Origin of the sequence: Streptomyces sp. NPDC091289 (assembly GCF_044757365.1) — a bacterium.
In the GTDB taxonomy this organism is placed as follows: Bacteria; Actinomycetota; Actinomycetes; order Streptomycetales; family Streptomycetaceae; genus Streptomyces.
In genome coordinates this window covers 1-24,757 of sequence record NZ_JBIVUT010000034.1, presented here as the reverse complement: position 1 = coordinate 24,757, position 24,757 = coordinate 1, and the positions used below count along the sequence as shown (strand labels likewise).

General features: G+C 72.7%; 24 protein-coding genes and 1 tRNA gene. 10 read left to right on the top strand and 15 right to left on the bottom strand.

The window, feature by feature from the left end:
- Positions 1-178: 178 nt before the first annotated feature.
- Complete coding sequence (locus ACIQPT_RS34220; RefSeq protein ID WP_401161773.1) at positions 179-2,263, top strand: phosphocholine-specific phospholipase C; 2,085 nt, start codon at positions 179-181, stop codon at positions 2,261-2,263.
- 74 nt (positions 2,264-2,337) lie between these two features.
- On the opposite strand, the gene ACIQPT_RS34215 is transcribed toward ACIQPT_RS34220, so the two are convergent.
- The 3 genes from ACIQPT_RS34215 to ACIQPT_RS34205 form a co-directional block, all read right to left on the bottom strand.
- Complete coding sequence (locus ACIQPT_RS34215) at positions 2,338-3,249, bottom strand: DUF2510 domain-containing protein (RefSeq protein WP_401161870.1); 912 nt, start codon at positions 3,247-3,249, stop codon at positions 2,338-2,340.
- 95 nt (positions 3,250-3,344) lie between these two features.
- Positions 3,345-4,037 (bottom strand): response regulator, encoded by a 693-nt coding sequence (locus ACIQPT_RS34210; protein WP_401161771.1) that lies wholly within the window; start codon positions 4,035-4,037, stop codon positions 3,345-3,347.
- Positions 4,038-4,039: 2 nt separating this feature from the next.
- Entirely contained in the window at positions 4,040-5,011 is a 972-nt protein-coding gene (locus tag ACIQPT_RS34205) for a HAMP domain-containing sensor histidine kinase (protein ID WP_401161769.1), read from the bottom strand.
- Positions 5,012-5,320: 309 nt separating this feature from the next.
- On the opposite strand from ACIQPT_RS34205, the gene ACIQPT_RS34200 reads away from it, so the two are divergent.
- The 5 genes from ACIQPT_RS34200 (at position 5,321) to ACIQPT_RS34180 (ending at position 9,733) form a co-directional block, all read left to right on the top strand.
- The gene (locus ACIQPT_RS34200; protein ID WP_401161767.1) at positions 5,321-5,608 is read left to right on the top strand and encodes a DUF3040 domain-containing protein; all 288 of its coding nucleotides are present in this window, start codon (positions 5,321-5,323) and stop codon (positions 5,606-5,608) included.
- A 235-nt stretch (positions 5,609-5,843) separates the two neighbouring features.
- The gene (locus ACIQPT_RS34195; protein ID WP_401161765.1) at positions 5,844-6,575 is read left to right on the top strand and encodes a FadR/GntR family transcriptional regulator; all 732 of its coding nucleotides are present in this window, start codon (positions 5,844-5,846) and stop codon (positions 6,573-6,575) included.
- A 178-nt stretch (positions 6,576-6,753) separates the two neighbouring features.
- The gene (locus tag ACIQPT_RS34190; RefSeq protein WP_401161763.1) at positions 6,754-7,521 is read left to right on the top strand and encodes a (Fe-S)-binding protein; all 768 of its coding nucleotides are present in this window, start codon (positions 6,754-6,756) and stop codon (positions 7,519-7,521) included.
- A complete protein-coding gene (locus tag ACIQPT_RS34185) occupies positions 7,518-9,104 on the top strand; it encodes a lactate utilization protein B (protein WP_401161761.1) in 1,587 nt (528 codons plus the stop codon). The genes ACIQPT_RS34190 and ACIQPT_RS34185 overlap by 4 nt, the downstream gene beginning before the upstream one ends.
- Complete coding sequence (locus ACIQPT_RS34180) at positions 9,101-9,733, top strand: lactate utilization protein C (protein ID WP_401161759.1); 633 nt, start codon at positions 9,101-9,103, stop codon at positions 9,731-9,733. Before ACIQPT_RS34185 ends, ACIQPT_RS34180 begins: the two co-directional genes overlap by 4 nt.
- 31 nt (positions 9,734-9,764) lie before the next feature.
- Here the strand turns inward: ACIQPT_RS34180 and ACIQPT_RS34175 are convergent, their stop codons facing one another.
- On the bottom strand, positions 9,765-11,720 hold the full coding sequence (locus tag ACIQPT_RS34175; protein ID WP_401161757.1) for a DUF2264 domain-containing protein: 1,956 nt from the start codon (positions 11,718-11,720) through the stop codon (positions 9,765-9,767).
- Between the two features lie 148 nt (positions 11,721-11,868).
- Between ACIQPT_RS34175 and ACIQPT_RS34170 the strand changes: the two genes are divergently transcribed.
- Positions 11,869-12,630 (top strand): sulfite exporter TauE/SafE family protein, encoded by a 762-nt coding sequence (locus tag ACIQPT_RS34170; protein WP_401161755.1) that lies wholly within the window; start codon positions 11,869-11,871, stop codon positions 12,628-12,630.
- A gap of 29 nt (positions 12,631-12,659) precedes the next feature.
- On the opposite strand, the gene ACIQPT_RS34165 is transcribed toward ACIQPT_RS34170, so the two are convergent.
- Positions 12,660-13,082 (bottom strand): hypothetical protein, encoded by a 423-nt coding sequence (locus ACIQPT_RS34165; RefSeq protein WP_401161754.1) that lies wholly within the window; start codon positions 13,080-13,082, stop codon positions 12,660-12,662.
- Between the two features lie 109 nt (positions 13,083-13,191).
- A complete protein-coding gene (locus ACIQPT_RS34160) occupies positions 13,192-13,671 on the bottom strand; it encodes a DUF309 domain-containing protein (protein WP_401161752.1) in 480 nt (159 codons plus the stop codon).
- A gap of 110 nt (positions 13,672-13,781) precedes the next feature.
- On the opposite strand from ACIQPT_RS34160, the gene ACIQPT_RS34155 reads away from it, so the two are divergent.
- The 3 genes from ACIQPT_RS34155 to ACIQPT_RS34145 all read left to right on the top strand — a co-directional run bounded on the left by ACIQPT_RS34155 (position 13,782) and on the right by ACIQPT_RS34145 (position 18,675).
- Entirely contained in the window at positions 13,782-16,436 is a 2,655-nt protein-coding gene (locus ACIQPT_RS34155) for an ATP-binding protein (RefSeq protein WP_401161750.1), read from the top strand.
- A 50-nt stretch (positions 16,437-16,486) separates the two neighbouring features.
- Positions 16,487-16,560 (top strand) — tRNA-Pro (locus ACIQPT_RS34150).
- Positions 16,561-16,773: 213 nt separating this feature from the next.
- A complete protein-coding gene (locus ACIQPT_RS34145; protein WP_401161748.1) occupies positions 16,774-18,675 on the top strand; it encodes an alkyl/aryl-sulfatase in 1,902 nt (633 codons plus the stop codon).
- 121 nt (positions 18,676-18,796) lie between these two features.
- Here the strand turns inward: ACIQPT_RS34145 and ACIQPT_RS34140 are convergent, their stop codons facing one another.
- From ACIQPT_RS34140 to ACIQPT_RS34100, 9 genes are all read right to left on the bottom strand, one after another.
- Positions 18,797-19,075, bottom strand: coding sequence for an SHOCT domain-containing protein (locus ACIQPT_RS34140; RefSeq protein WP_401161746.1), 279 nt, complete (start codon positions 19,073-19,075; stop codon positions 18,797-18,799).
- Positions 19,076-19,099: 24 nt separating this feature from the next.
- Positions 19,100-19,504: a DUF6325 family protein gene (locus ACIQPT_RS34135; RefSeq protein ID WP_401161745.1), complete on the bottom strand. Its 405-nt coding sequence runs from the start codon at positions 19,502-19,504 to the stop codon at positions 19,100-19,102.
- 165 nt (positions 19,505-19,669) lie between these two features.
- A complete protein-coding gene (locus ACIQPT_RS34130) occupies positions 19,670-20,197 on the bottom strand; it encodes a hypothetical protein (protein WP_401161743.1) in 528 nt (175 codons plus the stop codon).
- Between the two features lie 56 nt (positions 20,198-20,253).
- Positions 20,254-20,637, bottom strand: coding sequence for a hypothetical protein (locus ACIQPT_RS34125; RefSeq protein WP_401161741.1), 384 nt, complete (start codon positions 20,635-20,637; stop codon positions 20,254-20,256).
- Positions 20,638-20,707: 70 nt separating this feature from the next.
- Complete coding sequence (locus ACIQPT_RS34120) at positions 20,708-21,121, bottom strand: SHOCT domain-containing protein (protein ID WP_401161739.1); 414 nt, start codon at positions 21,119-21,121, stop codon at positions 20,708-20,710.
- 35 nt (positions 21,122-21,156) lie between these two features.
- Positions 21,157-21,666 carry an NUDIX hydrolase gene (locus ACIQPT_RS34115; protein ID WP_401161738.1) on the bottom strand — a complete coding sequence of 170 codons (510 nt, stop codon included), beginning with the start codon at positions 21,664-21,666 and terminating at the stop codon, positions 21,157-21,159.
- A 73-nt stretch (positions 21,667-21,739) separates the two neighbouring features.
- A complete protein-coding gene (locus ACIQPT_RS34110; RefSeq protein WP_401161736.1) occupies positions 21,740-22,639 on the bottom strand; it encodes a hypothetical protein in 900 nt (299 codons plus the stop codon).
- The gene (locus ACIQPT_RS34105; RefSeq protein WP_401161734.1) at positions 22,636-23,649 is read right to left on the bottom strand and encodes an SPFH domain-containing protein; all 1,014 of its coding nucleotides are present in this window, start codon (positions 23,647-23,649) and stop codon (positions 22,636-22,638) included. The genes ACIQPT_RS34110 and ACIQPT_RS34105 overlap by 4 nt, the downstream gene beginning before the upstream one ends.
- 67 nt (positions 23,650-23,716) lie before the next feature.
- Positions 23,717-24,502 (bottom strand): SDR family oxidoreductase, encoded by a 786-nt coding sequence (locus ACIQPT_RS34100; RefSeq protein ID WP_401161732.1) that lies wholly within the window; start codon positions 24,500-24,502, stop codon positions 23,717-23,719.
- Positions 24,503-24,757 lie beyond the last annotated feature (255 nt).

The following is a 24,757-nucleotide window of genomic DNA, read 5'->3' as shown; positions in this document are numbered from 1 at the left end:
GTACGGGAGTATGTGGGGCGTACGGCGGACAGGAGGAGCCCGGTGCACGCACCCGGTCGCACGCGTCCGGCGTACGGCCGACGTTAACCGTTCCGTCACGGCCTCTTCCGTTCTGTTCGGTTCTCTTGGAACATCCTGTTCGCTTCTGTTCCCCACACTTCAACGAGGCCCCTCACTCATGGCTGATATGAATCGGCGCCGCTTCTTCCAGATAGCCGGTGCGACGGCGGGGTTCGGCGCCCTGTCGGGCAGCATCGACCGTGCCGCCGCCATCCCCGCCCACCGAGCTTCCGGGACGATCCAGGATGTCGAGCACATCGTCGTCCTGATGCAGGAGAACCGTTCCTTCGACCACTACTTCGGGGCGTTGAAAGGGGTACGGGGGTTCGGCGACCCGCGGCCCGTGACGCTGCCGAGCGGGAAGTCCGTCTGGCACCAGGCCGATGCGGCGGGCAAGGAGACGCTGCCGTTCCACCCGACCGCCGACGACCTGGGCATGCAGTTCCTCCAGGGCCTCAACCACGACTGGGCCGGCGGTCACCAGGCGTACAACGACGGGCGTTACGACCGTTGGATACCGGCCAAGACGCCGACGACGATGGCCCATCTGACCCGGGACGACATTCCCTTCCATTACGCGCTCGCCGACCGCTTCACCGTGTGCGACGCCTACCACTGCTCGTTCATCGGGGCCACCGACCCCAACCGCTACTACCTCTGGTCGGGGCACACCGGCAACGACGGCACCGGCGGCGGGCCCGTCCTCGGCAACGAGGAGCGGGGCTACGGCTGGACGACGTACCCCGAGCGGCTGGAGGAGGCCGGGGTCTCCTGGAAGATCTACCAGGACATCGGCGACGGTCTGGACGGCCCCGGCGGCTGGGGCTGGATCGACGACGCCTACCGGGGCAACTACGGCGACAACTCGCTGCTCTACTTCGACAAATACCGCGACGCGCAGCCCGGGGACCCGCTGTACGACAAGGCGCGCACCGGCACGAACGTGGCCGACGGCGACGACTACTTCGACGGGATCGCCGCCGACGTCCGCAACGGGAAGCTGCCGCAGATCTCCTGGGTCGCCGCCCCGGAGGCCTTCACCGAGCACTCCAACTTCCCCTCGAACTACGGCGCCTGGTACATCGCGCGGCTGCTGGACGCGCTGACGTCCGACCCCGAGGTGTGGAGCCGGACCGCCCTGTTCATCACCTACGACGAGAACGACGGCTTCTTCGACCACGTCGTGCCGCCCCACCCGCCGACCTCCGCCGACCGGGGCCTGTCCACGGCCGACACCTCGACCGAGGTGTACGAAGGCGGCTCCTCGTACGGCCCCGGTGTCTACGGACTGGGGCCGCGCGTCCCGATGCTGGTCGTCTCCCCCTGGAGCACCGGCGGCTACGTCTGCTCGGAGACCTTCGACCACACCTCGGTGCTCCGGTTCATGGAGCAGCGCTTCGGTGTACGCGAGCCGAACATCTCACCGTGGCGGCGCGCCGTCTGCGGCGATCTGACCTCCGCCTTCGACTTCGCCCGCACCGAGCCCGCCCCGGACGACCTGCCCGACACCGCCGCCTACGAGCCGCCGGACCGCGAGCGGCACCCCGACTACCGGCCCACCCCGCCCGCCGTCGGATCGCTGCCGAAGCAGGAGCCGGGCAGCCGGCCCGCCCGGCCGCTCCCGTACGCCCCGTACGTCGATGCCGCCGTCGACACCGGCACCGGGAAGATCGCGCTCACCTTCAGCCCGGGGACGGCGGCCGGCGCGCAGTTCTACGTCACCTCCGCGAACCGGACCGACGTCCCGTGGACGTACACCGCCGAGGCGGGCAGGACGGTGGCGGACGCCTGGAACTCCGCCTACTCCGGCGGCACCCACGACCTCACCGTCCACGGCCCCAACGGCTTCCTGCGTACGTTCAGGAGCCCGGGTTCCACCGCCGGTCCCGAGGTCACCGCCCGCCACAACGACGGGAGCGGCAATCTCGATCTGACCCTCACCAACCCCGGTGACACCGAGGTCCGCCTCACCCTCGCCAACGCCGAGGCCTACGGGGGAGCGGAGCAGACGGTCACCGTCCGGCCCGGGGCCACGGTGTCGCGCACCATGGACCTGCGGGCGGGCAAGCGCTGGTACGACGTGTCCGTCACGGCCGAGGGCGACCCGGTCTTCCTGCGCCGCTTCGCCGGTCATGTCGAGACGGGGGCCGTCGGGGTCAGCGATCCGGCGACTGCCACCTCCACGGTCACTGCCACGGGCTGAGCTGAGCACCGGGGCCCGGACCGTCTCCGCGTGACGGTCCGGGCCCGCCGGTCGTGTGGTGCCGGGCGGGCCGCTCAGACGGCTCCGCCGGTGCTTCCGCCGGCACGGGACGCGGCCTTGATCCCGCGGGTGATCTCGTCCAGGACGGACAGCTTCGGCGCGTCCTTGTTGATGTCGAACCCGGACCGGACCACGACGAGCATGTCCTTGGCGGCGGGGGAGGGGAACACCAACGATTCCACGTAGCCGTCGTCGCCCTTCTCCGTCACGACCTTCCAGCGCACGACATAACCCTTGCCGCCCGCCACCGTGACGGCCTCCGACTTCAGCTCCTCGTGCGAGGTGAGCGTCCCGTAGCTCTTCCCGCCGTAGGACTCCTTGGCGTTGACGGCGATGTCCTTCTTGGCCGCCTCCTCCGGTGTTCCGGCGGTGAGCTTCATGGCTGCCGCCGGGGCCGAGAACACTCCGCCGCGCACGCAGGTCTCGGCGGTGTCACCGGGGCAGGCGTGCTCACCCGTCGTCAGTCCGGCGCCGACCGCCCCGGACGTTCCCTTCCACCCCTTGGGCACCGGGATGCTGATCCCGGCGGCCAGGTCCGTGGCGAAGCCCGGCTCGACCGGCGGGAGTTGTTGGCCGGGCCCCTGGCCGTCGCCGTTCTCCCCGCCGTTCCCCTCGCCGCCCGTTCCCCCGTCCTTCTCGTCGCCGTCCGGTGCGCCCGGCGGGTCGGGGGCGGGGGACGGGGAGGAGGCCGCGGTGTTGTCCGGTCGGCCGCCGCCGTCCTCGCCCAGCAGATACACACCGCCCCCGATGGCGGCGAGCACCACCGCGCCGACCGTCACACCGACGCCGATGCGGATCCCGCGGCGACGCGCCGCGCCGGGCGAGGCGCGGACATGGCCGGTCCACTGTGCTCCGTCCCACCAGCGTTCCTGAGCGGGGCCTTTGCCTGAGTACCCGGGGTCTGGATGCCAGCCGGGCGGGGTCATCTGGGTCACGGGGGCACCCTATGCGGACCGGGTGAGAATCACATGAACTGCCCGCACGCGCTCACCCCCGGACCCGCGGCCGCCTCGCCCACGGGTCAGGGTTCGATCAGGCCGGCGCGGATCGCGTAGCGGGTGAGCTCCAGGCGGTCGCGCAGGCCGAGCTTCTGGAGCAGGTTGGCGCGGTGCCGCTCCACCGTCTTGACGCTGATGACGAGCAGCTCGGCGATCTCCTTCGAGGAGTGGCCCTCGGCGACCAGCTTGAGGATCTCCTCCTCGCGCTCCGTGATGGCCCTCGCCGGCAGGTCCTCGCCGTCCTTGGCCCGGTCGAGGAAGTTGCGGATGAGCGCGGTCACCGCGCCCGGGTAGAGAAACGGCTCGTCACGCATCGCCGCCCGGCAGGCCTCCACCAGGTCCCGGTCCGCGACCGACTTGAGGACGTACCCGGCCGCCCCCGCCTTCAACGCCTCGAAGAAATACTGCTCGTTGTCGTACATCGTGAGCATCAGGATGCGCAGCCCGGGCATGACCCGGGACAGCTCGCGCGCTGCCTGGAGGCCGGTCAGGCGGGGCATCGCGATGTCCAGGATGACCAGGTCGGGCCGTTCGCTGCGGGCCATCTCGATGGCCTCCGCACCGTCGCCGGCCTCGGCGACGACCGTCAGGTCCGGTTCACCGTCGAGGATCAGCCGGACGCCGCGACGCACGAGGGCGTGGTCGTCCGCCAGCAGGATGCGGGTCGGAGCGGCGGCACCCCGGGAAGGCGTGGCGATGGACGGTGAGGTGGGCATGATCACTTGCTTCCGTTGCTTCCGTTGCTTCCGTCCGGGACGGGCACATCGAGACGTACTTCGGTGCCGCCCTGCGGACCGGGACCGAGGGAGACCTCGGCGCCGATCAGCAGAGCGCGTTCGCGCATACCGCGCAGGCCCGCCCCCTCGGGGGTGTCCCCGAGACCGCGGCCGTCGTCGCGGATGAGCAGTTCCACCCCGCAGGGGCTGCGTCGCAGCGAGAGTTCGAGCCGGGTGGCGCGGGCATGCCGGACCGTGTTGGTGAGCGCTTCCTGCGCGATCCGGTAGACGACCAGTTCGGCCTCGGCGCCCAGCTCCGGCAGGTCCTTTCCCATCTGGCGGCGGATCGTCAGCCCGTCCGGCGTCGGGGTCTCGGTGATCAGCGCCGTCAACGCGCTGACCAGGCCCAGTTCCTCCAGCACCCCGGGCCGCAGCCGGCGCGCGATCCGGCGGATCTCGTCGAGCGACCCCCGGGTGATCTCCTGGACCTGCCGCAACTCCCCGCGCAGCGGCTCCGGGGCGTGGTCGGCGACCCGCTTCAGCTCCAGCAGAACCGCGGTCAGCGTCTGCCCGACCTCGTCGTGCAGCTCCTGCGCCACCCGGCGGCGTTCGGCCTCCTGGGCGGAGAGGGCGCGGGCACTGCTGGTGGCGCGTTCGGCCTCCAGCCGGTCCAGCATCGTGTTGAACGTCTCGATCAGCGCGGCGATCTCACCGTGCCCCGCGACCTCGGGGCGCGGGCTGGGGCGCAGCAGATCGGTGGTCGTCATCGCGCGGGTGACCCGCTGGAGCGGGAAGAGGCCGAGCCGGAGCAGGGCCGCGTTGGCCGCGAGCATGAAGGCGATGCCGCCGGTCAGGATCATCGCCTCGGTCAGGAGGACCGGGGTGGAGATGGTGATCGGCCCGAGCAGCAGCAGGGCGCCGGCCGCGACCAGCACGGCGGCGTTGAGCAGGAAGATCCGCCAGAACAGGGACAAGGTCGAACGGCTCCTTCGGAAGGTCGGTTCGTGCGGGCGCGCTGACAGCCTCCACTATCGCCGCTGTACAGCGGGAAGTCCGCAGCCGCCCGGACCATGACCCCCGCTCCGGCCACTCTCCGGAGTGCCGCGTGCGCACCCCGTCTGCATGGTGCGCACCCCCGGATATGGGTGCTGCCCCCGATGGTCCGCCGAGGCCCTTTCCGACGACCATGAGGTCCAGGGCCCGGGGGGCCCTGCCCCGTGCCGCATCGCGGGGAGCCGGAGCTTCAGGAGCCGAGAGGGTTTCCGTACCGGGAGGGAGACACGATGCCCACGTACGACGAGCGGCTGCGTGACCTCGAGGAGCAGCTGCGCCACGACGATCCCGAGTTCGCCGAGGCGATGTCCGACGGGACGCCGCGCACCCCGCGTGAGTACCGTCGCCGCAACGCCTGGCTGTGGCTCGCCGTCGGGCTCGCCGCGCTGGGCATCGGCATCGCCGTGGGCCACGGTCTCCTGATCGCCGCCGGACTGGTCGTGTCCGGCGCGGCGGCCCACCTCTTCGACCCACAGCGCGGACGCCTGCACGGGCGGGACATCCCCAGCACCCGCTGACCCGCGCCCCTTTTCCCGGCGGTGCCCGCATGCACCGCCCCACCGGCCTCTTCCGGCCGGCGTCAAGGCCTCGTCCGGATCCCCGGACGGGGCCTTCGCACGTGTACGGGGCCTTCGCAGGTACGGGAGCGGAGCGGAGCCGTACGGGAGTGGACCGGGCGTTCGTGAGGTCCGACCTCATGCTCGGTGTGACATAGGCTGCATGTCCGGATCCGGCCGAGGCAGGGAGTGACGGATGCCCGTCGAATGGCAGCCCGTGCGGCAGTCCCGAACCCATGAGCTCGTGCTCCGCAGCATCGAGGAGCGGGTCTTCGCCGGAGAGCTCCGGGCCGGCGACCGGCTGCCGCCGGAACGGGAACTGGCTCCGGTGCTCGGCGTCAGCCGCTCCGCCCTGCGCGAGGCGCTGCGCGTACTGGAGACCATCGGCGTCCTGGTGGCCCAGCCCGGCCGGGGTCCCGACGCCGGGGCCCGGATCGTGCGCAACCCGGACGACGCCCTGGGCCGGCTGCTCCGGCTGCACTTCGCCCTCGGCAGCTACAGCCTCCAGGACGTTCTGGAGGCCCGGGTGGTCCTGGAGCGGTCCAGCTTCGAGGCCGCCGCCGGCCACGCACCGGCCGAGGACCTCGACGAGGCGGAGGAGCTGGTGGCGGGCATGGCGGAGCCGGGGATCGGGGTGAGCGGCTTCAACGATCTGGACACCCGCTTCCATGTGCTCATCGCCCGCAGCTCCGGCAACGCCCTGACGTCCACGCTCACTTCCGCCGTACGGGAGTCCGTGCGGTCGCTGATCCTGCGCGCCCTGGAAGCCGCCGAGGACTGGCCGGCCACGGCCCGCGCGCTCAACGCCGAGCACCGGGCCCTCCTCGCGCTGGTACGGGAAGGGAAGGGCGCGGACGCCGCGGATCTGGTGGAGCGGCACATCCGGGGGCTGCACGGGACGCTGGTGGAGGGGCCCGTCGCGCCGTAGGAGCCACCCGAGCCGGGCTCCCGTCAGGCATAGGCACGGCTCCCGTCAGGCACAGGCACGGCTCCGACGGACACGGCTCCCGTTCGACGCCGCGTGCCGCAGACGTTCCCTTCAGCGACCCATGACTAGTATGGTCCGACCATAGAAACATCAGAGTGAACCCGACCGGGGAGGCCCCATGCGCATCGGACTCTTCGCCACCTGTCTGGGAGACACGCTCTTCCCCGACACGGTGAAGGCCACCGCGATCCTGCTCACGCGCCTGGGCCACGACGTGGTGTTCCCGCCGGGCCAGACCTGCTGCGGGCAGATGCACATCAACACCGGCTACCAGCGCGAGCCCGTCCCCCTGGTGCGCAACTTCGCGGACGGGTTCGGCGACGCCTCGATCGAGGCGGTCGTGATGCCGTCGGGCTCGTGCGCCGGTTCCGTGCGGCACCAGCACCGGATCGTCGCCGACCGCTACGGCGATGCCGCGCTCCGCGCCGGAGTGGACGCCGTCGCCGCGAAGACGTACGAGCTCTCCGAGCTGCTCGTGGACGTCCTCGGCGTCACCCGGGTCGGCGCGTACTTCCCGCACCGGGTGACGTACCACCCCACCTGCCACTCGCTGCGGATGCTCCGCGTCGGCGACAAACCGCTCCGACTCCTGCGCGCGGTCGAGGGGATCGACCTCGTCGAGCTGCCCGGGGCCGACTCCTGCTGCGGATTCGGCGGCACCTTCGCGCTCAAGAACGCCGAGACGTCCACCGCGATGCTCCACGACAAGACGGACAGCATCACGGCCACCGGGGCGGAGGTGTGCACCGCCGGGGACTCCTCCTGCCTGATGCACATCGGCGGCGGGCTCTCCCGGATCCGGTCCGGGACCCGCACCCTGCACCTCGCCCGGATCCTCGCCGCGACCCGCACCACGCCCGACGTCCTGACGGAGGCCTCCGTATGAGCACGTTCCTCGGCATGCCCGCCCCGCCGCCCCGCTCCCCGTACGGCACCGGAAACCTCCGCGGCGACCGGTCCTTCCCCCGCGCAGCCCACGAGGAACTGGGCAACGACCAGCTCCGCCGCAACCTCGGCCGCGCCACCGGCACCATCCGCGCCAAACGGCTGAACGTCACCGGCGAACTCCCCGACTGGGAGGCCCTGCGGGACGCGGGCTCCGCCATCAAGACCGACGCCATGAACCGGCTGCCCGAACTGCTCGAAGAACTGGAGCACAAGGTCACCGAGCGCGGCGGCACCGTCCACTGGGCCCGCGACGCCGCCGAGGCCAACGAGATCGTCGCCCGGCTGGTGAAGGCCACCGGCAGCGACGAGGTCATCAAGGTCAAGTCCATGGCCACCCAGGAGATCGGACTCAACGAGCACCTGGAGTCGGTCGGGATCACCCCGTACGAGACCGACCTCGCCGAACTCATCGTGCAGCTCGCCCACGACAAGCCTTCGCACATCCTGGTGCCCGCGATCCACCGCAACCGGGACGAGATCCGGCAGATCTTCCTCGACCGGATCCCCGGCGTCCACCCGGACCTGGACAACGTCCCCGCCCATCTCGCCGCCGCCGCGCGCACCTACCTCCGCGAGAAGTTCCTCACGACGAAGGTCGCCGTCTCCGGCGCCAACTTCGGTGTCGCCGAGACCGGCACGCTCGCCGTCGTCGAGTCCGAGGGCAACGGCCGCATGTGCCTGACCCTGCCCGAGACGCTCATCACCGTGATGGGCATCGAGAAGGTGATTCCGCGCTACCAGGACCTGGAGGTCTTCCTCCAGCTCCTGCCCCGCTCCTCGACGGGGGAGCGGATGAACCCCTACACCTCGCTGTGGACCGGAGCGACGCCCGGCGACGGTCCGAGCGACTTCCACCTGGTCCTCCTCGACAACGGGCGCACCGCAGCGCTCGCCGACGCGATCGGACGCGCGGCCCTCAACTGCATCCGCTGCTCCGCCTGCCTCAACGTCTGCCCGGTGTACGAACGCACCGGCGGCCACGCCTACGGCTCGACCTACCCCGGACCCATCGGGGCCGTCCTCACCCCGCAACTGGCCGGAATGCACGCGGCGAAGGACGACCCCAACAGCTCCCTGCCGTACGCCTCCAGCCTCTGCGGAGCCTGCTTCGACGCCTGCCCGGTCAAGATCGACATTCCGTCGCTGCTGGTGGAGTTGCGCCACCAGCACACCGAGCAGACCGGTGTCACACCGGAGAAGCTGGCGATGAAGGCGGCCGCCGCAGTGATGCGCCGCCCGGGCCTCTACACCGCCGCGCAGAAGGCGTCCGGGCTCGGCCGCGTCATCGCGGGGCGCGACGGCACGATCTCCCGGCTCCCTCCGCCGCTCAGCGGCTGGAGCGACAGCCGCGACACCGAGGCCCCGCCCCGGCAGACCTTCCGCGCCTGGTTCGCCTCCGACGAGGGCACGGCCGCCCTGCGCGCCGCGGCCGCCGAACACGCCACCGCGGCCACCGGCGGCGAGCACGACGAGACGTACAAGAAGGACGAGACGTACAAGAAGAACGAGGACGCGACATGAGCAGTGCCCGCGACACCGTGCTGGGCCGGATCCGCGACGCCCTCGCGCTGGCCCCGACGCCCGCCGTCGTCGTCCCGCGCGCCTACCGCACCGGCCGCGTCCTGCCCGACGGCGAACGCCTCGCCCTGTTCACCGACCGGCTGCTCGACTACAAGGCGCGGGTGCACCCCTGTACGGCCGACCGCACCGCCGGGACCGTCGGCGAGCTCCTGCGGGAGCACGGCGTCCGCCGCATCGGCGTGCCGGCCGGACTCGACGCGCGCTGGCTCGCCGGATACGACGGCGAGGTGCGGCAGGACGACGCCGACGTCCCGGCCTCACAACTCGACACCCTGGACGCGGTGGTGACGGCGTCGGCCGCCGGCTGCGCCGAGACCGGCACGATCTTCCTGGACGGTTCGCCCGGCCAGGGCCGCCGGGCGCTGTCCCTCGTCCCCGATCTGCACCTGTGCGTGGTGGACCTCTCCACCGTCGAGGTGGGCGTGCCCGAGGCGGTGGCGCGGCTGGTGCCCGAACGGCCGACGACGCTGATCAGCGGCCCGTCCGCCACCTCCGACATCGAGCTGGAGCGGGTGGAGGGCGTCCACGGGCCCCGGACGCTGGTGGTGGTGATCCGTACGGACGCGTAGCCGTCAGCGCGTATACGTCAGGGGGCAGACGTCAGGGGGTGTCCGGCCGCCTGTGAACCACGGTCACCGCCGGAACCGCCGCACCGCCGAACGTGATCCGGGTCCGCGCCCCGTCCTCCGCCCAGCGCACCTCGACCGTGTCACCGGCCACCTCCACCCGGTCCACGGCCCCGCCCACGGCCCCGCCCAGCGGGGCAGCCTCCGGGGCGGCTTCCGGATCGGCGGCGGTGAGGGAGGCCAGTGCCACCAGAACCACCGTGCCGGTGGCCTCCGCGCCGAGCCGGGGCACGGTCGCCCGGTGCGCGAACGCCGTTCCCTGCGGGGCCCGTACGCCCTCGGACGCTTCCCAGCCGTGCAGCCCCCGCAACTCCGAGCGCACCGCCCCGCCGGGATCGGTCGCCCAGCCCGTCAGCTCCGCCCGCGCCCCGTCCGGCGCACCCAGCACCCGGTGCACCCGCAGCTCATGGCGGCCCCGCGCCACGGTCACGCTCTCCACCCGCAGCCCGGGGACGGTGGACGGGCCCGCCGGGAACACCGGCAGATGCCAGGAGGCCGCCCAGCCCCAGCCGTCGCCGTGACCGGCCCCGAGCGGACGGATGCGCCGCCGAGCACTGCGCGCCCCGCCGACCGTCACCGACAGATGGTTGTCCGCGGTGTTCGCAGCCGAGGCCGGCCCGGTCACGGTGGAGTACGCGAGCCGCGCGTAGTGCGGATCCTCGTCGGCCGCCGACTCGCCCTCGTCCGGGCGGACATGGTCGCTGCCGTGGTTGTGCAGGCGCACTACACCGTCCGCCCGCGTCGACTGCAGCAGAAGGCCCGCCGCCGGTACGGACAGCACCCGGTCGGGGCCCTCGCTCGGAGCCTCCTCCTCCGGCGACGACCACAGAGGGTGCTCGGCGGGCGCCAGCAGGGACACGAACGCCTTCGACGCCCAATACGGGGACGCGGGACCGGAATAGGTCTGCAGCGTCGCCGCGTGCGGTCCGTGCCAGCCGAGGCTCAGCAGCCCGCTCTCCCCGGCCGCCCCGCGTTCCAGGAAGTACCGCAGCGACCCGCTGACGACCCGTCGGGAGGCCCCCGGGGTGAGCGGCGTGTGCCCGGTCACCGCACCCAGACCCACACCCGCGCTCGCGGCGAAGCGGTAGGTCAGCGAGCGGCCGAAGTACAGCGGGGCGCCGTCGCCGCCGAACATCAGCGAGAAGCTCTCCAGATGCTCGCGCAACCGCGCCCCGAGCCGCGCCGACTCCCGCTCGTCGCCCGCCAGATGGGCGTCGAGCACCGGATACAGGTGCAACGCCCAGCCGTTGTAGTGGTCGAAGGCGCGCCCGTCCCCGTCGGCGTACCAGCCGCCGCCCCGGTACCAGCCCTCCAGCAGCTCCAGCGCCCGCTCCCGGGCCCGCGCGGTCTCCGCGTCGCCCCGGCCCACCGACTCCAGGAACCCGGCGACGGTGTACGGGAAGAGGTACCAGTTGTTGCCCGCCGGAACGTGCCGCAGCGCGCCCCGCAGCCAGTGCTCCGCCCGGTCCCGCACATCCGGCGTCAGCCGGTCCCAGAGCCAGGGCCGGGTGAGCCGCAGGCCGAGGGCCACCGACGCGGACTCCACCATGGGCTGGCCCTGCACATGGTGGTCCAGGATCAGCGGCCAGGACTCCGCGTCGTCGCGGCCCGGTGTCCGCGTACCGGCGTCGAGCCCGTCCGCGTACCGCTCCAGCAGGCCGTTCGGATCCTTGCCGCCCGCCCCCGCGACCCGGAAGCCGGCCGCCAGGAACGTACGCGCGTACCCCTCCAGGCCGTCGGAGCGGACACCCGAGTGCGACGGGGGCCCGGGCAGGTCGAGCCGGGCGCCGCCCGGCGTGGCCCACTTCCAGGCGGCGTCCAGCATGCCGTCGGCGGCCGCCTCCCAGTGGGCGCGGGTGTATCCGGTGTACGGGCTCGACGCGGGGTCTTCCGGGGGCAGTCCGAAGAGGGCGGCAGCGGAGGTGGTCATCCGGGAATCCTGAGCGACTGATCAAAGAGGGTCAATAGATCGATCAGAAGCAGGGGTGAATCGATCAAACGCTCATCGACGGGATGGCGGGGAGGCGAGAGCCTCGGTCGTCGGCCGCAAAACCGTTGCGCTTACCATCTTTCCCGACATGGACACCATCAGCCTCTGGCCGTTGGCCGCACTCGCGGCGGCATCCACCCTCGTCGGCTTCTCCAAGACAGCCGTCAGCGGTGCGAACACGATCAGCCTCGCGGTCTTCGCGGCTGTTCTCCCGGCCCGTGAATCGACCGGAGTGCTGCTCCCGATCCTCATCGTCGGCGATCTCCTCGCCGTACTCGTCTACCGCCGTCACGCCCACTGGCCCACCCTGCTCCGGCTGTTCCCCGCCGTCGCCGTGGGCGTCGTGGCGGGCACGGTCTTCATGCTGTGGGCCGACGACGCGGCGGTCCGCACCTCCATCGGCGCGATCCTGCTGTTCATGACGGGCGTCACCCTGTGGCGTCGCCGGATCGCCGAGAAGGAGACCGAGAAGGAGACCGAAGCCGAGGGCGGCAGCGGCCGGACCGCCGCGCGTGGTTACGGCGTCCTCGGCGGGTTCACCACGATGGTCGCCAACGCCGGCGGCCCGGTGATGTCGCTCTATCTGCTGTCGGCCGGCTTCCGGAAGCTCGGCTTCCTCGGCACGTCGGCCTGGTTCTTCCTGATCGTGAACGTGTCCAAGGTGCCGTTCAGCGTGGGGCTCGGCCTGATCGACGCCCGCTCCCTGCTGCTCGACGCCTGTCTGGTGCTGTTCGTCCTGCCCGGCGCCTACCTGGGCCGCGTGTGCGTCGACCGGATCAACCAGAAGATCTTCGACCGGATCGTCATCGGTGCGACGGTGGTCGGCGGACTCCAACTGCTGCTGATCTGAGGCCGCCCGCCCCCAGGCAGAGACGCTCGTCAGGGAAGCAGCAGCCAGTCCGCTCCCACCGCGGCCAGCAGCCCCGCTCCCAGCAGCCAGCTGGCCAGCCGGGTGCGGCCGTTCCTGCTCAGCTCGATCACCACGCCGCACAGGATGAGCGCGAGCCCGTAGACACCGACGACGAGCACCGACGAGCGGCTCGCGATGCGCAGCGCGAGCACGACGGCCATCGCCGCCATGCCCACCGAGGAGAGCACGACCCGCAGTCGCCGGGCCTGGCGCGGGGTCAGTCTCTTCCCGTCCCGACCGTCGCCACCGTCCGGGGCGTCCGAGTCCCCCGCGACGGCGTCGGCTATCGGAGTGTCGGCGCCCCGGTCCTGGTCGGAGTGCTCGTCGTTCAGCCCGTCCTCGCGCTGGTCCTCGCGCTGGTCCCGGTGCTGGTCCTGGTCAGAAGTGCTCATGGAGCCGGATCGTAGTAGCTGCGCGGACCCCCGGTCCCCGGACCCGGACCTTCCGTCGCGGGACCCGGACCTTCCGCCCCCCGGCCCGCTCCCGCGCCGCCCCTTCGGGCTACCCCCGCAGGCGGGGCGCCTCGGCCGCCGCGTCCACGGTCGGGCCCGACTCCACCCGGCCCGCCAACTCCCTCGCCCAGTCGCACAGTCCGCCGACCGCGATCCCGTGCGGCGCGGACCCGGCGAACGGGACCAGCGCCCCCGCGCCCCGGCGCAGCAGCCGGGCCCCGCCCCCGGTGTTGCCCCGGGCGGAGTGGGTCAGCCCCACCGCGAGCTGTGCCAGCCCCCGCCAGAGCTCGCGTTCGTCCTCCGGCCCCGATTTCCAGGCGTCCTCGAAGACCTCGTGCGCGTGGAACGGCATCCCCGCGTCCAGCAGCCGCTGCGCCTCCCGGAGCGTTTCCGGAGGCGTGCGGACGACGCCCTCCGGCTGTCGTTCGACGCCGGGCGTCCCGTACGGGAGGGGGCGCCCCAGTCCGTCACGGGGGCGCGCGTTGCGCGCCCGGCCCTCGGCATCACGGTCTCTGCGCGTCTCGTTCACTCCTTGATTGTGCCCCGCACCTGCGGGGAATCGTGCGAACCCTGTCGGCGAGCACCCGCGCACGACTAGGCTCGACCGTCGATACGACTGCCTCTGTGGGAAGGGTGGGCATGAAGCCGTCCCGTCCGTTGTACGAGCGTGAACCGGAACTCGCCGCCGCTGCCGAGGCGGTGGACGCCCTGTGCGGTGCGCAGGCCGTCGGCGGGCTCCTGGTCTTCAGCGGAGAGGCGGGGATCGGCAAGACCGCGCTGCTCGCCGAGATCCGGGCGATGGCCGCCGACCGCTGCACCGTCTGGTCGGCCCGGGGAGGCGAGACCGTCACCTCCGTACCGTTCCATGTCGTACGGCAGTTGCTGCAGCCCGCCCTCGACCAGTTCCCGCCCGACGAGACCCGGGCCCTGTTCGGCGACTGGTACGAGACCACCGCGCCGGCCCTGGGACTCGCCGAGCCGAGCGGACCGCAGCCCGACCCGCAGGGTGTGCGCGACGGACTGGACTTCGTCGTCGGCCGGCTCGCGTCCCGGCTCAGCCACCGGCCGTTGCTGCTCATCGTGGACGACGCCCACTGGGCGGACGGCGAATCCCTCGCCTGGCTGGCCTCGTTCACCGCCCGCCTCGGCGAACTCCCGGTGCTGGTCGTGCAGGCGCACCGCCCACAGGAGCTCGCCGAACGCGACGCCAACTACATCGCCGACCGCGAGGCCGAGCGCGGCCCCGGCAGCCAGGGCACGGTGAACCGGGTCGCCCTGCGGGCCCTGACCCCGGACGCCACCGCCGTGCTCGTCCGCGCGGGCCTCGGCGACCACGCCGACGACCCGTTCTGCCGTGAGGTGTGGGCCGTCACCGGAGGCAACCCGTACGAGGCGGTCGAGCTGGTCGCCAAGGTCCAGGACCGCGAACTGCCGCCGGTGGAGGAATCGGCCGGCGAACTGCGCGAGCTGGGCGCGTCCGCCCGGGGCAGCGGGCTCGTCGCCCGGCTGGAGCGGCTCGGCACGAACGCCAACCGGTTCGCCTGGGCCGCCGCGGTCCTCGGCACCGACATCTCCCAGGAACTGGCCGCCACGCTCGCCGGAATGAGCTCGGCGGAGGCCGCCGACTGCACGGCCCGGCTGCGTGACGCCCGTATCGTCAGCGGCTTCGATCCGCTGGAGTTCGTCCACCCGCTGATCGCGACCGCCGTCTACCGCTCGATCCCGCCGGCCACCCGCACCGCCATGCACGGGCGCGCCGCCTGGGCGATCACCCGGGCCGGACTCGGCGCCGCCGCGGCCTCCCGGCACCTGCTGGAGGTCCACCCGGACGACGACCAGGAGCTGGTCGCGCAGCTGCGCGAAGCCGCCGGTCAGCACCTTGCCGTCGGTGCGCCGGAAGCGGCCCGGCGCTGCCTGGAACGGGCCCTGGAGGAGCCGCCGCGCCCCAAGGACCGGGCCGTCCTGCTGTACGAGCTGGGCTGCGCGACCCTGCTGAGCTCCCCGCCCACCACGGTCCAGCACCTGCGCGCCGCCCTGGACATGCCGGGGCTCGACGACGGGCTGCGGGTCGACGCCACCTTCCGGCTCGCGGCCGCGCTCGCCCACAACAACCAGCTCAAGGACGCGGCGCTCTCGCTGGCCGCCGAGGCGGCGCGCACCGCACCCGGCCCCGGGCTGATGCGCCTGCAGGCCGCGCACTTCATGTGGGAGGGCATGCAGGCGGCCGAGGACGACGGACCGACCCGCTCCCGGCGGCTCACCCGCAACGCCGACCACCTCAAGGGCCGCGACAACGGGGAGCGGGCGCTGCTCACACTCCGGGCCTTCGACGCCATGCTGCGCGGTGAGAACGCCCAGCTCATCGTCGACCTCTGCGAACGCGCGCTGATCGACGGCAGCCCCGCCCGGGGGCTCGGCTGGACCGACTCCGAGTGGGGCTTCGAGCTCCCCACGATGGTCGGCATCACCTACACCTTCGTCGACCAGCTGGACCGGGCCGAGAGCCTCTTCGGTGAAGCGGTCCGGGCCTTCGAGATCTCCGGCTGGAGCGGGGCCCACCTGGCGTTCGCCCACACCCTGCTCGGCATGGTCCACCGCCGTCGCGGCCGGCTCGCCGAGGCCGAGGGCTTCCTCCGCGAAGGGCTCCGCCTCGCCGACCGTGTCGGCTCCGGACTGCCCGTCCACTGGGACGCGGCCTGCCTGCTCATCGACACCCTGCTGGCCCGTGGACGTACCGACGAGGCCCGCCGCATCGCCGACCGCTACGACTTCGGCCCGCCCTACCCCAGCGCCATGGTGCTGCCGGACGGACCGTGCGTGCGGGGCCGCCTGCTGCTGGCGGAGGGGCGCACGGAGGACGCGATCGCCGAGCTGGAAGCGGCGGGCGCCGCCCTGGAGCAGCGCGAACGCTTCAACGGCATCTGGGCTCCCTGGGCCGGCGACCTGGCGCGCGCCCTGGCCGGGAGCGACCCGGCCCGCGCGGCGCACCTCGCCGCCCGGAACCGGGTGCACGCCGAACGGTTCGGCACCCCCACCGCCCTGGGCGAGGCCCTGCGCTGCGTCGCCCTCTTCGCGCCCCCGGAGCGGTCCGCGCAACTGCTCGCCGAGGCCGTGGGGCACCTGGAGAAGTCCTCCTCCGCCTATGAGCACGCCCTCGCCCGGGTCGACTACGGCATCGCGATCGGCTCGCACCGGGAGCTCGCCCGAGCCCAGAAGCAGGCGATGGCCTGCGGAGCCGAGGGACTGGCCGCCCGGGCCCAGCAGGCACGGGCGTCGATACGGTCCTCGGAGTGAGGTAATGTTTGTCCTGCGCGGCCGCCCGGGACACCCGGGGGGAAACGCGGCGGGACGTGGCGCAGCTTGGTAGCGCACTTGACTGGGGGTCAAGGGGTCGCAGGTTCAAATCCTGTCGTCCCGACTGGAGACAGTCGCAGTTCGAGGCCGGTTTCGGAGGTATCCGAGACCGGCCTCCGGCGTTTCCCGGGGAGTCCGGCCCATGCTGCCGCCTGCCCGCGGCGGTACCCCCGGACGGCCTACACCCGCTCGTGCGGGTGGACGGGCGGGGTGAGGGTGGCACTGGCCGTGTCCTGCGGGACCGGGCCGCCTGTCCGCCGCCCCGAGGGAGTTCGAGATGGCTCGGAACACCGACACCAAGCCCGCCGAGCAGGCCGTCGCACTGGCCAACAAGGCGGTCCGGCAGAACTACCCCTTTGCCGACCGCCAGGATCTCGACGACGCGCGGCGCGGCTTCATGGGCACGGCGGAGGACCATGTGATCCGTGACGCCGAGGGGAGCGCGGTGTGGGACCTGGACGCCTACGGGTTCCTCGACCAGGAGTGCCCGGACACGGCCAACCCGAGCCTGTGGCGGCAGAGCCGGCTCTGCTCCGACCACGGCCTCTTCGAGGTGACCGAAGGCATCTACCAGGTGCGGGGCTTCGACCTGTCGAACATGACGATCGTCGAGGGCGAGCGCGGGATTCTGGTCATCGACCCGCTGCTGTGCGCGGAGACGGCCGCCGCGGGGCTCGCCCTGTACCGGGGCCACCGCGGCGACCGGCCCGTCACCGGCGTCCTCTACACCCACAGCCACGCCGACCACTTCGGCGGCGTGCGAGGCGTCATCGGTGACGAGGACGTCGCCAACGGCGTACCGGTGTTCGCCCCGCACGGCTTCCTCGAGCACGCCGTCAGCGAGAACGTCTACGCGGGCACGGCCATGAACCGCCGTGCCGCCTACATGTACGGCGCCGCCCTGCCCAAGGGCGAGCGCGGGCAGATCGGGGCCGGTCTCGGCCAGACCCTCTCCACCGGCGCGGTCGGCCTGATCGCCCCGACGGTGGACATCACCCGCTCCGGACAGACGGAGACGGTCGACGGCATCCGGATGGTCTTCCAGCTCACCCCGGGCACCGAGGCGCCGGCGGAGCTGAACATCCACTTCCCCGACCACGCGGCCCTGTGCATGGCGGAGAACGCCACCCACAACCTGCACAATCTGCTGACCCTGCGGGGCGCGGAGGTACGCGACCCCAGGGTCTGGGCCCGCTACCTCACCGAAGCGGTCGACCTGTTCGTCGACTCCTCCGACGTCGCGTTCGCCTCCCACCACTGGCCGGTCTGGGGCCGCGACCGCGTCCTGGCGTTCCTGTCCGAACAGCGCGACGTGTACGCCTATCTGCACGACCAGACGCTGCGCATGCTCAACCAGGGTCTGACGGGACTGGAGATCGCGGAGGAGATCGTGATGCCCCCGGCCCTGGAGCGGGCCTGGCACACCCACGGCTACTACGGCTCCGTCAGCCACAACACCAAGGCGATCTACCAGCGCTACCTGGGCTGGTTCGACGGCAACCCGGCCCATCTGTGGGAGCATCCGCCCGTCGAGTCCGCCCGGCGGTACGTGGAGTACATGGGCGGCGCCGACGAGGTGCTGAAGCGCGCCCGCCGCTCCTACGCCGAGGGCGACTTCCGCTGGGTGGTCCAGGTCGTCAACCATGTGCTTTTCGCCGACCCCGGCAACACCGAGGCGCGGGACCTCCAGGCCGACGCGCTGGAACAGCTCGGATACGGCAGCGAGAACGGGACCTGGCGCAACTTCTACCTGATGGGCGCTCGGGAGCTGCGCCACGGATCTGTCGGCACCCCCACCTCCACCGTCGCCCCCGACCTGCTGGCCGTCCTGACGCTGGAGCAGCTGTGCGACGCCCTCGCCATCCGGGTGGACGGGCCGGGCAGCTGGGACGCGGACATCACCGTGCGGTGGAAGCTCTCCGACGGCGAGCCCCTCACGCTGCGGCTGCGCAACGGAGTCCTCACCCATGTCAGGGGGACCGGGCCGGCGGCCGCCGCCCCGGACGTGGAAATCCTCCTGACGGAGCCCGAGGTGCGGGCCGTACTGCTCGGCTCCCTGTCACCGGCCGACCTCATGGCCCGCCCCGGAGTCGAGATCACCGGTGACGCGGGCAAACTGACCGAACTCCTCGGCCATCTCGGCGACCCGGACCCGGACTTCGCGATCGTCACCCCCTGACGCGCGCGCCCCGCCCGCCGTCTTCGCGGCGGGCGGGGCGAGGGTCCGGTGCGGCCGTCCAGGACCGTCAGGACCTCCAGGGCATCCAGGACCTCCAGGGCGTCCAGGGCGTCCAGGACCGTCAGGATCCAAGAATGCGGGCCTTCTCGGTGGCGAACTCCTCGTCGGTGAGCAGCCCTTGGGCCTTGAGGTCGGCGAGCTGGGTCAGCTGGGCCACCCGGTCCGTGCCCGCCGGTGCGGGCGCCGGGGGAGTGGGCGGGGCCGCCGGGGCCTGGGCGGCCGTCTGCCGCCGGATGTCCCGCCGGTCCACGCGGTTGGAGACCGCGGTGGCGGTGCCCGAGATGACAGCGGTGCGGGCGATGGTGCCCAGCAGGCCGGGCCGTCCGAATCGTTGAGGCATGACTGGCCGTCTCCTTCGTCTCTGTCAGTTGCCGTCGAGTGCCGCGATCGCTTCGACGACGGCGTCCCGCGGGATACGTTCCAGCATCACCAGCTCGCCCTCGGATCCCCGCACCGCTGCCGCCAGCCGCGCGGCCCACGTGTTCTCCCAGGCCACGACGAGGGCGGAGGAACCGTCACCGAGGGAGTCGGACACCGTCCGCAGATCCTCGTCGCTGAGCAGGTCGAACTGGACGTCCGAGACCTGCCGCAACGTCTCGGCCACCCCGGGATCGGCGAGTTCCACCACGGTGACCGAACTGTCCCGCGCCTTCGAGACGAAGGCCAGATCGAGAATCCGCACCGTCGCGTTCTGCTGCAGTTCCCGTAGCGCGGGGACGACCTGGCCGTCGAAGCGGTCGCCCGCGAAGGCAATGACGGCGACGTCCACCGGGCCGACTGTGTCGGCTTGGAGACCACTGGGCACGATCAGCCCGCCTTCCATGAAGCGTCAAAACGGATGAACCGCCACAGCTTCCCGCATCGGGGACGAAGGGTGTGGCTGCCCCGCCGACCGGCGACGGACCGGCCTCCTGCGAGGGGCCGGCCGTGGACGTCACGCCGAAGCCGTGACCGGGCACCGGCTCTGGGTGGAGAGGCGTCGCAGCGCTGCCTCCGCGAGCAGCACGACGGACGCGACGGCGAACAGCGGCTGCAGGGGAGCCCAGTAGCTCAGCGCGCCGGACGAGCCCAGGAGTACGAGCACGAGCTTGTTGCACACGGGACAGCCCACGGCGAAGAACGACAGCACCCCGCCGACGGCCCCCATACGGCCGTCCCGGTCGGCCCCGGAAGGCTGCGTGGACGGCGGTGTGGTCGGGGGTGTGGTCGGGGGTGCGTCCGGCCGGCGGACGTACGTGCTCAGCACGAGGCCGGCCAGGACGGCGGTGAGGGCCAGGGCGGGATAGTTCCACCACTGCACGGGGACCGAGCGGCCGAACAGGGGGGTGGGCACCACATCGGTGGGCACGCCGACAGCGACGGCCGTGGCCAGGGCGCCGAGCCCTGCCACCAGCCACTGCCTGGGCCGCCACGCATGCAGCGCCTTACCCGCCCCGCTCCATGAGCGCCGGGAAGAGGACATGCGGATATCTCCGTTTCCGGATGGAAGGAATCAAGGACGCGACCGCGAGGGCCGGCCTACATCCGCAGAACGGAGAAGGCGGTGACGGGAAGAGGCGGCGCGGGACCATTACGGCAGAGCGAGGCGCCCGAACCGGTAGCCGGCACCGGGGAGTCCGTCCACTGCTGCGAACCGGACGCCGGGACGGGGTCCGACGTGCGGTCGGAGCGCGGCACGACGTCCTCGGCGGTCACCGGCTTCTTGCCGCACGGAACGGAGCCGCCGTCCGCCGAGGGCTGGACGGCGGAGGCCGCCTGCGACACGGACGTCGGGCCGGAAAGGGCCGCGTCCTGCGGCGCGGCCCGGCCGAGCAGGCACAACAGGCCGACAGCGGCCACCAGGAACACGAGCAGACCACTCAGTGCGACGGTGGCCGCCGAGGGGGTCGTCGCTTGCCTCATGTGCGCCTGCTCTTCTTGGAGTCACCCCACGATAGAGCACGCGATCCAGGCTCCGGCCCGGCGTCGGGCCTCAGGCGAGCAGCTTCGCCTTGGCGCGCTCGTACTCCTCGGCGTTGAGCGCGCCCTTGTCCTTGAGCTCGGCGAGCTTCGCCAGATCGTTCACATGGTCGCTGCCGCCCGCGCCGCCCGAGCCGCCCTGTGTCCCGGCGGCCTGGCGTACGTAGTCGCGGAACGCGGCCTCCGAGTCCTTGGCCAGCTTCGCGTCGCGTTCGTGCATGCTGCGCCCGCGGACGATGAGGTAGATCAGCACGCCCAGATAGGGCAGCAGAATGACGAAGACCAGCCAGCCCGCCTTGGCCCAGCCGTTCAGCGAGTGGTCCCGGAAGAGATCGGTGATCACCTTGAACAGCAGGAAGAACCACATGACCCACAGGAACAGGTACAGCATGGTCAGAAAGAGGTTCAGGAGCGGGTAATCGTCCATGGGGGCCTACTCCGATCGCACGGATGGTCCCTTATTCATACAGCTGGTCCGTTTGGTCCGCATCCGGCGATCCGCAGCACATGCGCCGGCGGGTGGGTGATGCCCAGCTCCGGTCGCCAGGCCGCCAGGATCTGTGCCGAAGGATCGAACAGAGGGGCCGGCAGCTCCTCGGGTGCGGTCCACCGCCAGGTGCTGATCAGATGCGGCTCGGTCACCTCCGGGACGCCGGAGGCGAGCCGTACGACGGCCGCCATGCTGATGCGGTTGATCCCGCCGATCACATCGTGGACCATCGCGATGATCTCCACGGACGTCTCGTCGACCACCAGGCCCGTCTCCTCGCGCAGCTCCCGCGCGGCCGCCGCGGCGATCGACTCGTGCGTCGCGTCGACCTTCCCGCCCGGCAGCTCCCACGTACCGCTGTGGTGCCGGCCCAGCAGAATGCGCCCCCGGCCGTCCTCGACGATCACCCCGACCCCGAGGGCGGCCTGGGCCGTGGGCGGACGGGTGTTGCGGGCGGGTTCGGTGACAGGTTCGGCTGACATGATGCCGGCGCTCCGTTCTCCGGTACGGGTACGAGTACGGGCCACCGTAGCCAAACGGCCGGGCCGGGCGCGCTCAGGTCACCAGGCGCAGGGACCTCTCCGCGATGCCGAGCCGTACGCTCTGACCCCAGGTCAGCTCCAGTGCGTCGGACTCCATCCCGTCCCCGAAGACCACGATCCGGTCCGACTCCACGGTCAGCCGCAGCCCCTGCCCCCGGCCCAGTTCGCCCGCCACCCTCGATGTCCCCGTCGCCGGGGAGGGCCAGGCCTCGCGCACGAACCACAGGAGCCGCGCGTCGCACGGTGCGGGCAGCGGCAGGGCGCTGCCGCGCTCCAGCCACAGCGAGCGGAGCCAGCCGGTGGCGCCCGTGCCGGTGCCGACCAGCACCCCGGAGGAGGCCTGGGCCTCGCCGGGGGTCGCCTCGCCGTCCTCGCCCAGGCGGTAGCGGGCCGTCTGGTGGCCGGGCGGCCCGAGGTAGATCTCGTTGAGGGCGAGCAGGCGTTGCGTGTCGTCGGCGACCGCCTCGACCATCGTCAGCTCCTCCGCCCCGCCCCCGACGGCGGTCGCGGCGCGCAGCAGGGCGGCCGCGTCGGCGTGGCGGTGGCGGACCAGGACGCCGGGGTTGCGCCCGGGATCGGTGTCGATGCCCACCACCGGCTGCCCGGACAGGTACTTCGCGGTGTTGGCGACCAGGCCGTCCTGGCCGACCACGACCACCACGTCCTCCGGGGCGAACAGGAAGCGGTCCAGGTCCGCCCGCTCCACCCGGGTGGAGCGCCAGGTGAGCGGCACCGCCGCCGCCACCTCGCGCAGCGCCTGCCGGGTGTCCTCGTGGCGGCGGGCCACCTCGTCGATCGAGCGGCCCCGGCTGGACAGGAAGAACGCGGCCTGCCCGTGCGTCCCGTGCCGGGCGAGCAGCTCCTCGTACTCCGTACGCCGGTGGACGAGCACCGCCCGGGGCGCCAGGCTCACGCTCCCGCCCCGCCTTCCGGACGGCCGAGCCTGGCGAGCAGCCCGGTGAGGACGTCGGGGGAGAGGGTGAGGCTCTCGATGCGCGGCACGTTCTCCGCGAGCCGGGTCGCCGCCAGCGCGTGCAGCGTGGCCGGGTCGACCTCGCCGTGCACCCGCAGCCAGGCGGCCTGCGCCTCGGCCCGTGCCGCGCCCGTCTCGCGCGCCGCCTCGGCCTCCGCGCGGGCCAGCCGTACCTTCCGGGACGCCTCCGCCTCGGTCCGTACACCGTCGGCCCCGGCCTTCTCCTCGGCCTCGCGGCGCGCGTTGGTGCCGCGCTGGTCGACCAACTGCTCCTCGCGCCGGGCCAGTTCGATCTGGCTGGCGAGCTCGTTCTCGGCGATGGTGCGCTCGCGCTCGACGGCGACGGCCCGCCGTTCGTAGGTCGCCCGGTCGGCCTCCTGCTGGATCTGCTCGCGGGCCGGGGTGCGCAGCGCGCGCTCGACCTCGGCCTCCGGGCGGATCGCGACGACGCGCACGGCCACCACGTCGATGCCGGTGGCCGGGAGGCGGGGCTCGGCGGCGAGACCGGTGGCGACCCGTTCGCGTACCGACGCGACACCGTCCACCAGGGCCGCCGCGAGCGGGGTGCGGGCCAGCACGTCCAGCGTGTGCTGCTGTGCGGTCTCGGTGAGGAGGGTGGCGATCTGCTCCAGCGGTGCGCCGCGCCAGCTGCCGGTGTCCGGGTCCACGGAGAAGTCGAGCCGGTTCGCCGCCTCGGCCGGATCGCTGATCCGGTAGGTGACGGTGGCCTGCACGGTGACGTCCTGGAAGTCGGCCGTACGGGCGTGGAACGCCATGGCCAGCTCCCGGTCGTCGACCGGCACTTCGGAGAGCGCCGCCGACAGCGACCGGTACCAGAAGCTGAGCCCCCGCCCGTCGTGGGCGAGCCGGCCGCGCTTGTGGTGGCGGATGTGGGCGGTGGGCGCGGAGCGCAGATGGCGCCAGCCGAAGCGGCGGGTGATGTCGGCCATGATGGGAACCCCCTTGATTTCGTCATGGCGACGATAAGGGGTGAGGTTATTAGAGTCAAGGTGACTATTAAGAGGGTGCGGGGCGGCGGCGGGCCGTGTGTCTGGCCGGGATCCCACCGCCCCCGTGCACGGCGAGATCGGCGCCGTTGACGTACGAGGAGAGGCCGCCGGCCAGCCAGAGGCAGGCCCGCGCCACATCGTCCGGCTCCGCGAGCCGCCCCATCGGGACGGTGCCCGCCACCGCCGCCCCGCCGTCGTCGCCGTACAGCGCGGTGGCGTTCTCGGTGCGGACGAGGCCGACGGTGATGTGGTTGACCCGGACCCGCGGCGCCCATTCGAGGGCCAGCGCCCGGGTCAGCCCGAGCAGGCCCGCTTTGGCGGCGGAGTAGGCGGCGGTGCCCGGCTGCGGGTCCTGGGCGGAGACGCTGCCGATGTTGATCACGGCGCCGCCGTGCGGCTGCTCCCGCATCACCAGATTCGCCGCCTGGGCCGTGTAGAAGGGGGCGAGGAGGTTGAGGGCGACCACCTTCTCGACGAAGCGCGGCGAGACGGTCGCCGCATCGGCGTCCGGGGAGCCGCCGGCGTTGTTCACGAGCACGTCGAGCCGCCCGAACCGCTCGGCGGTGGCGACGACGAGATCCGCCGCCGCCACCGGATCCCGCAGGTCAGCGGCCCGGAACGCGGCCTCGCGCCCGCCCGCCGACGGCAGTGCGGCCGGCGTCCCGCGCCCGCAGACCATGACGGCCGCCCCGCTCGCGAGGAAGGCCCGCGCGATCGCGGCCCCCAGGCCCCTGGTGCCGCCGGTGACCAGCACCGCCCGGCCGGTGAAGTCCATCGCCTGGGACAGGTCCATGGTCCGCCCTTCGCCCGTGGTTCCGGAGCGCCGCCGGGTCCCGTCCCCGTGCGTCCGCCCGTTCCCGCCGAAATCTACCAAGCGCTTGTTTGGTGAGCTAGGGGGTGGTCCGCGAAGAGGTGTGGACGCCGGATACACGGGCGGGGGGGGGGGGCCCCCCCCGGGCCCCCCCCCGCCGGGGGGGGGGGGCCCCCCCCCCCCCCCCCCCCCGCCCGCGGGGGCGCCCCCCCCCCCCCCCGCCCCCGGCCCCCCCCC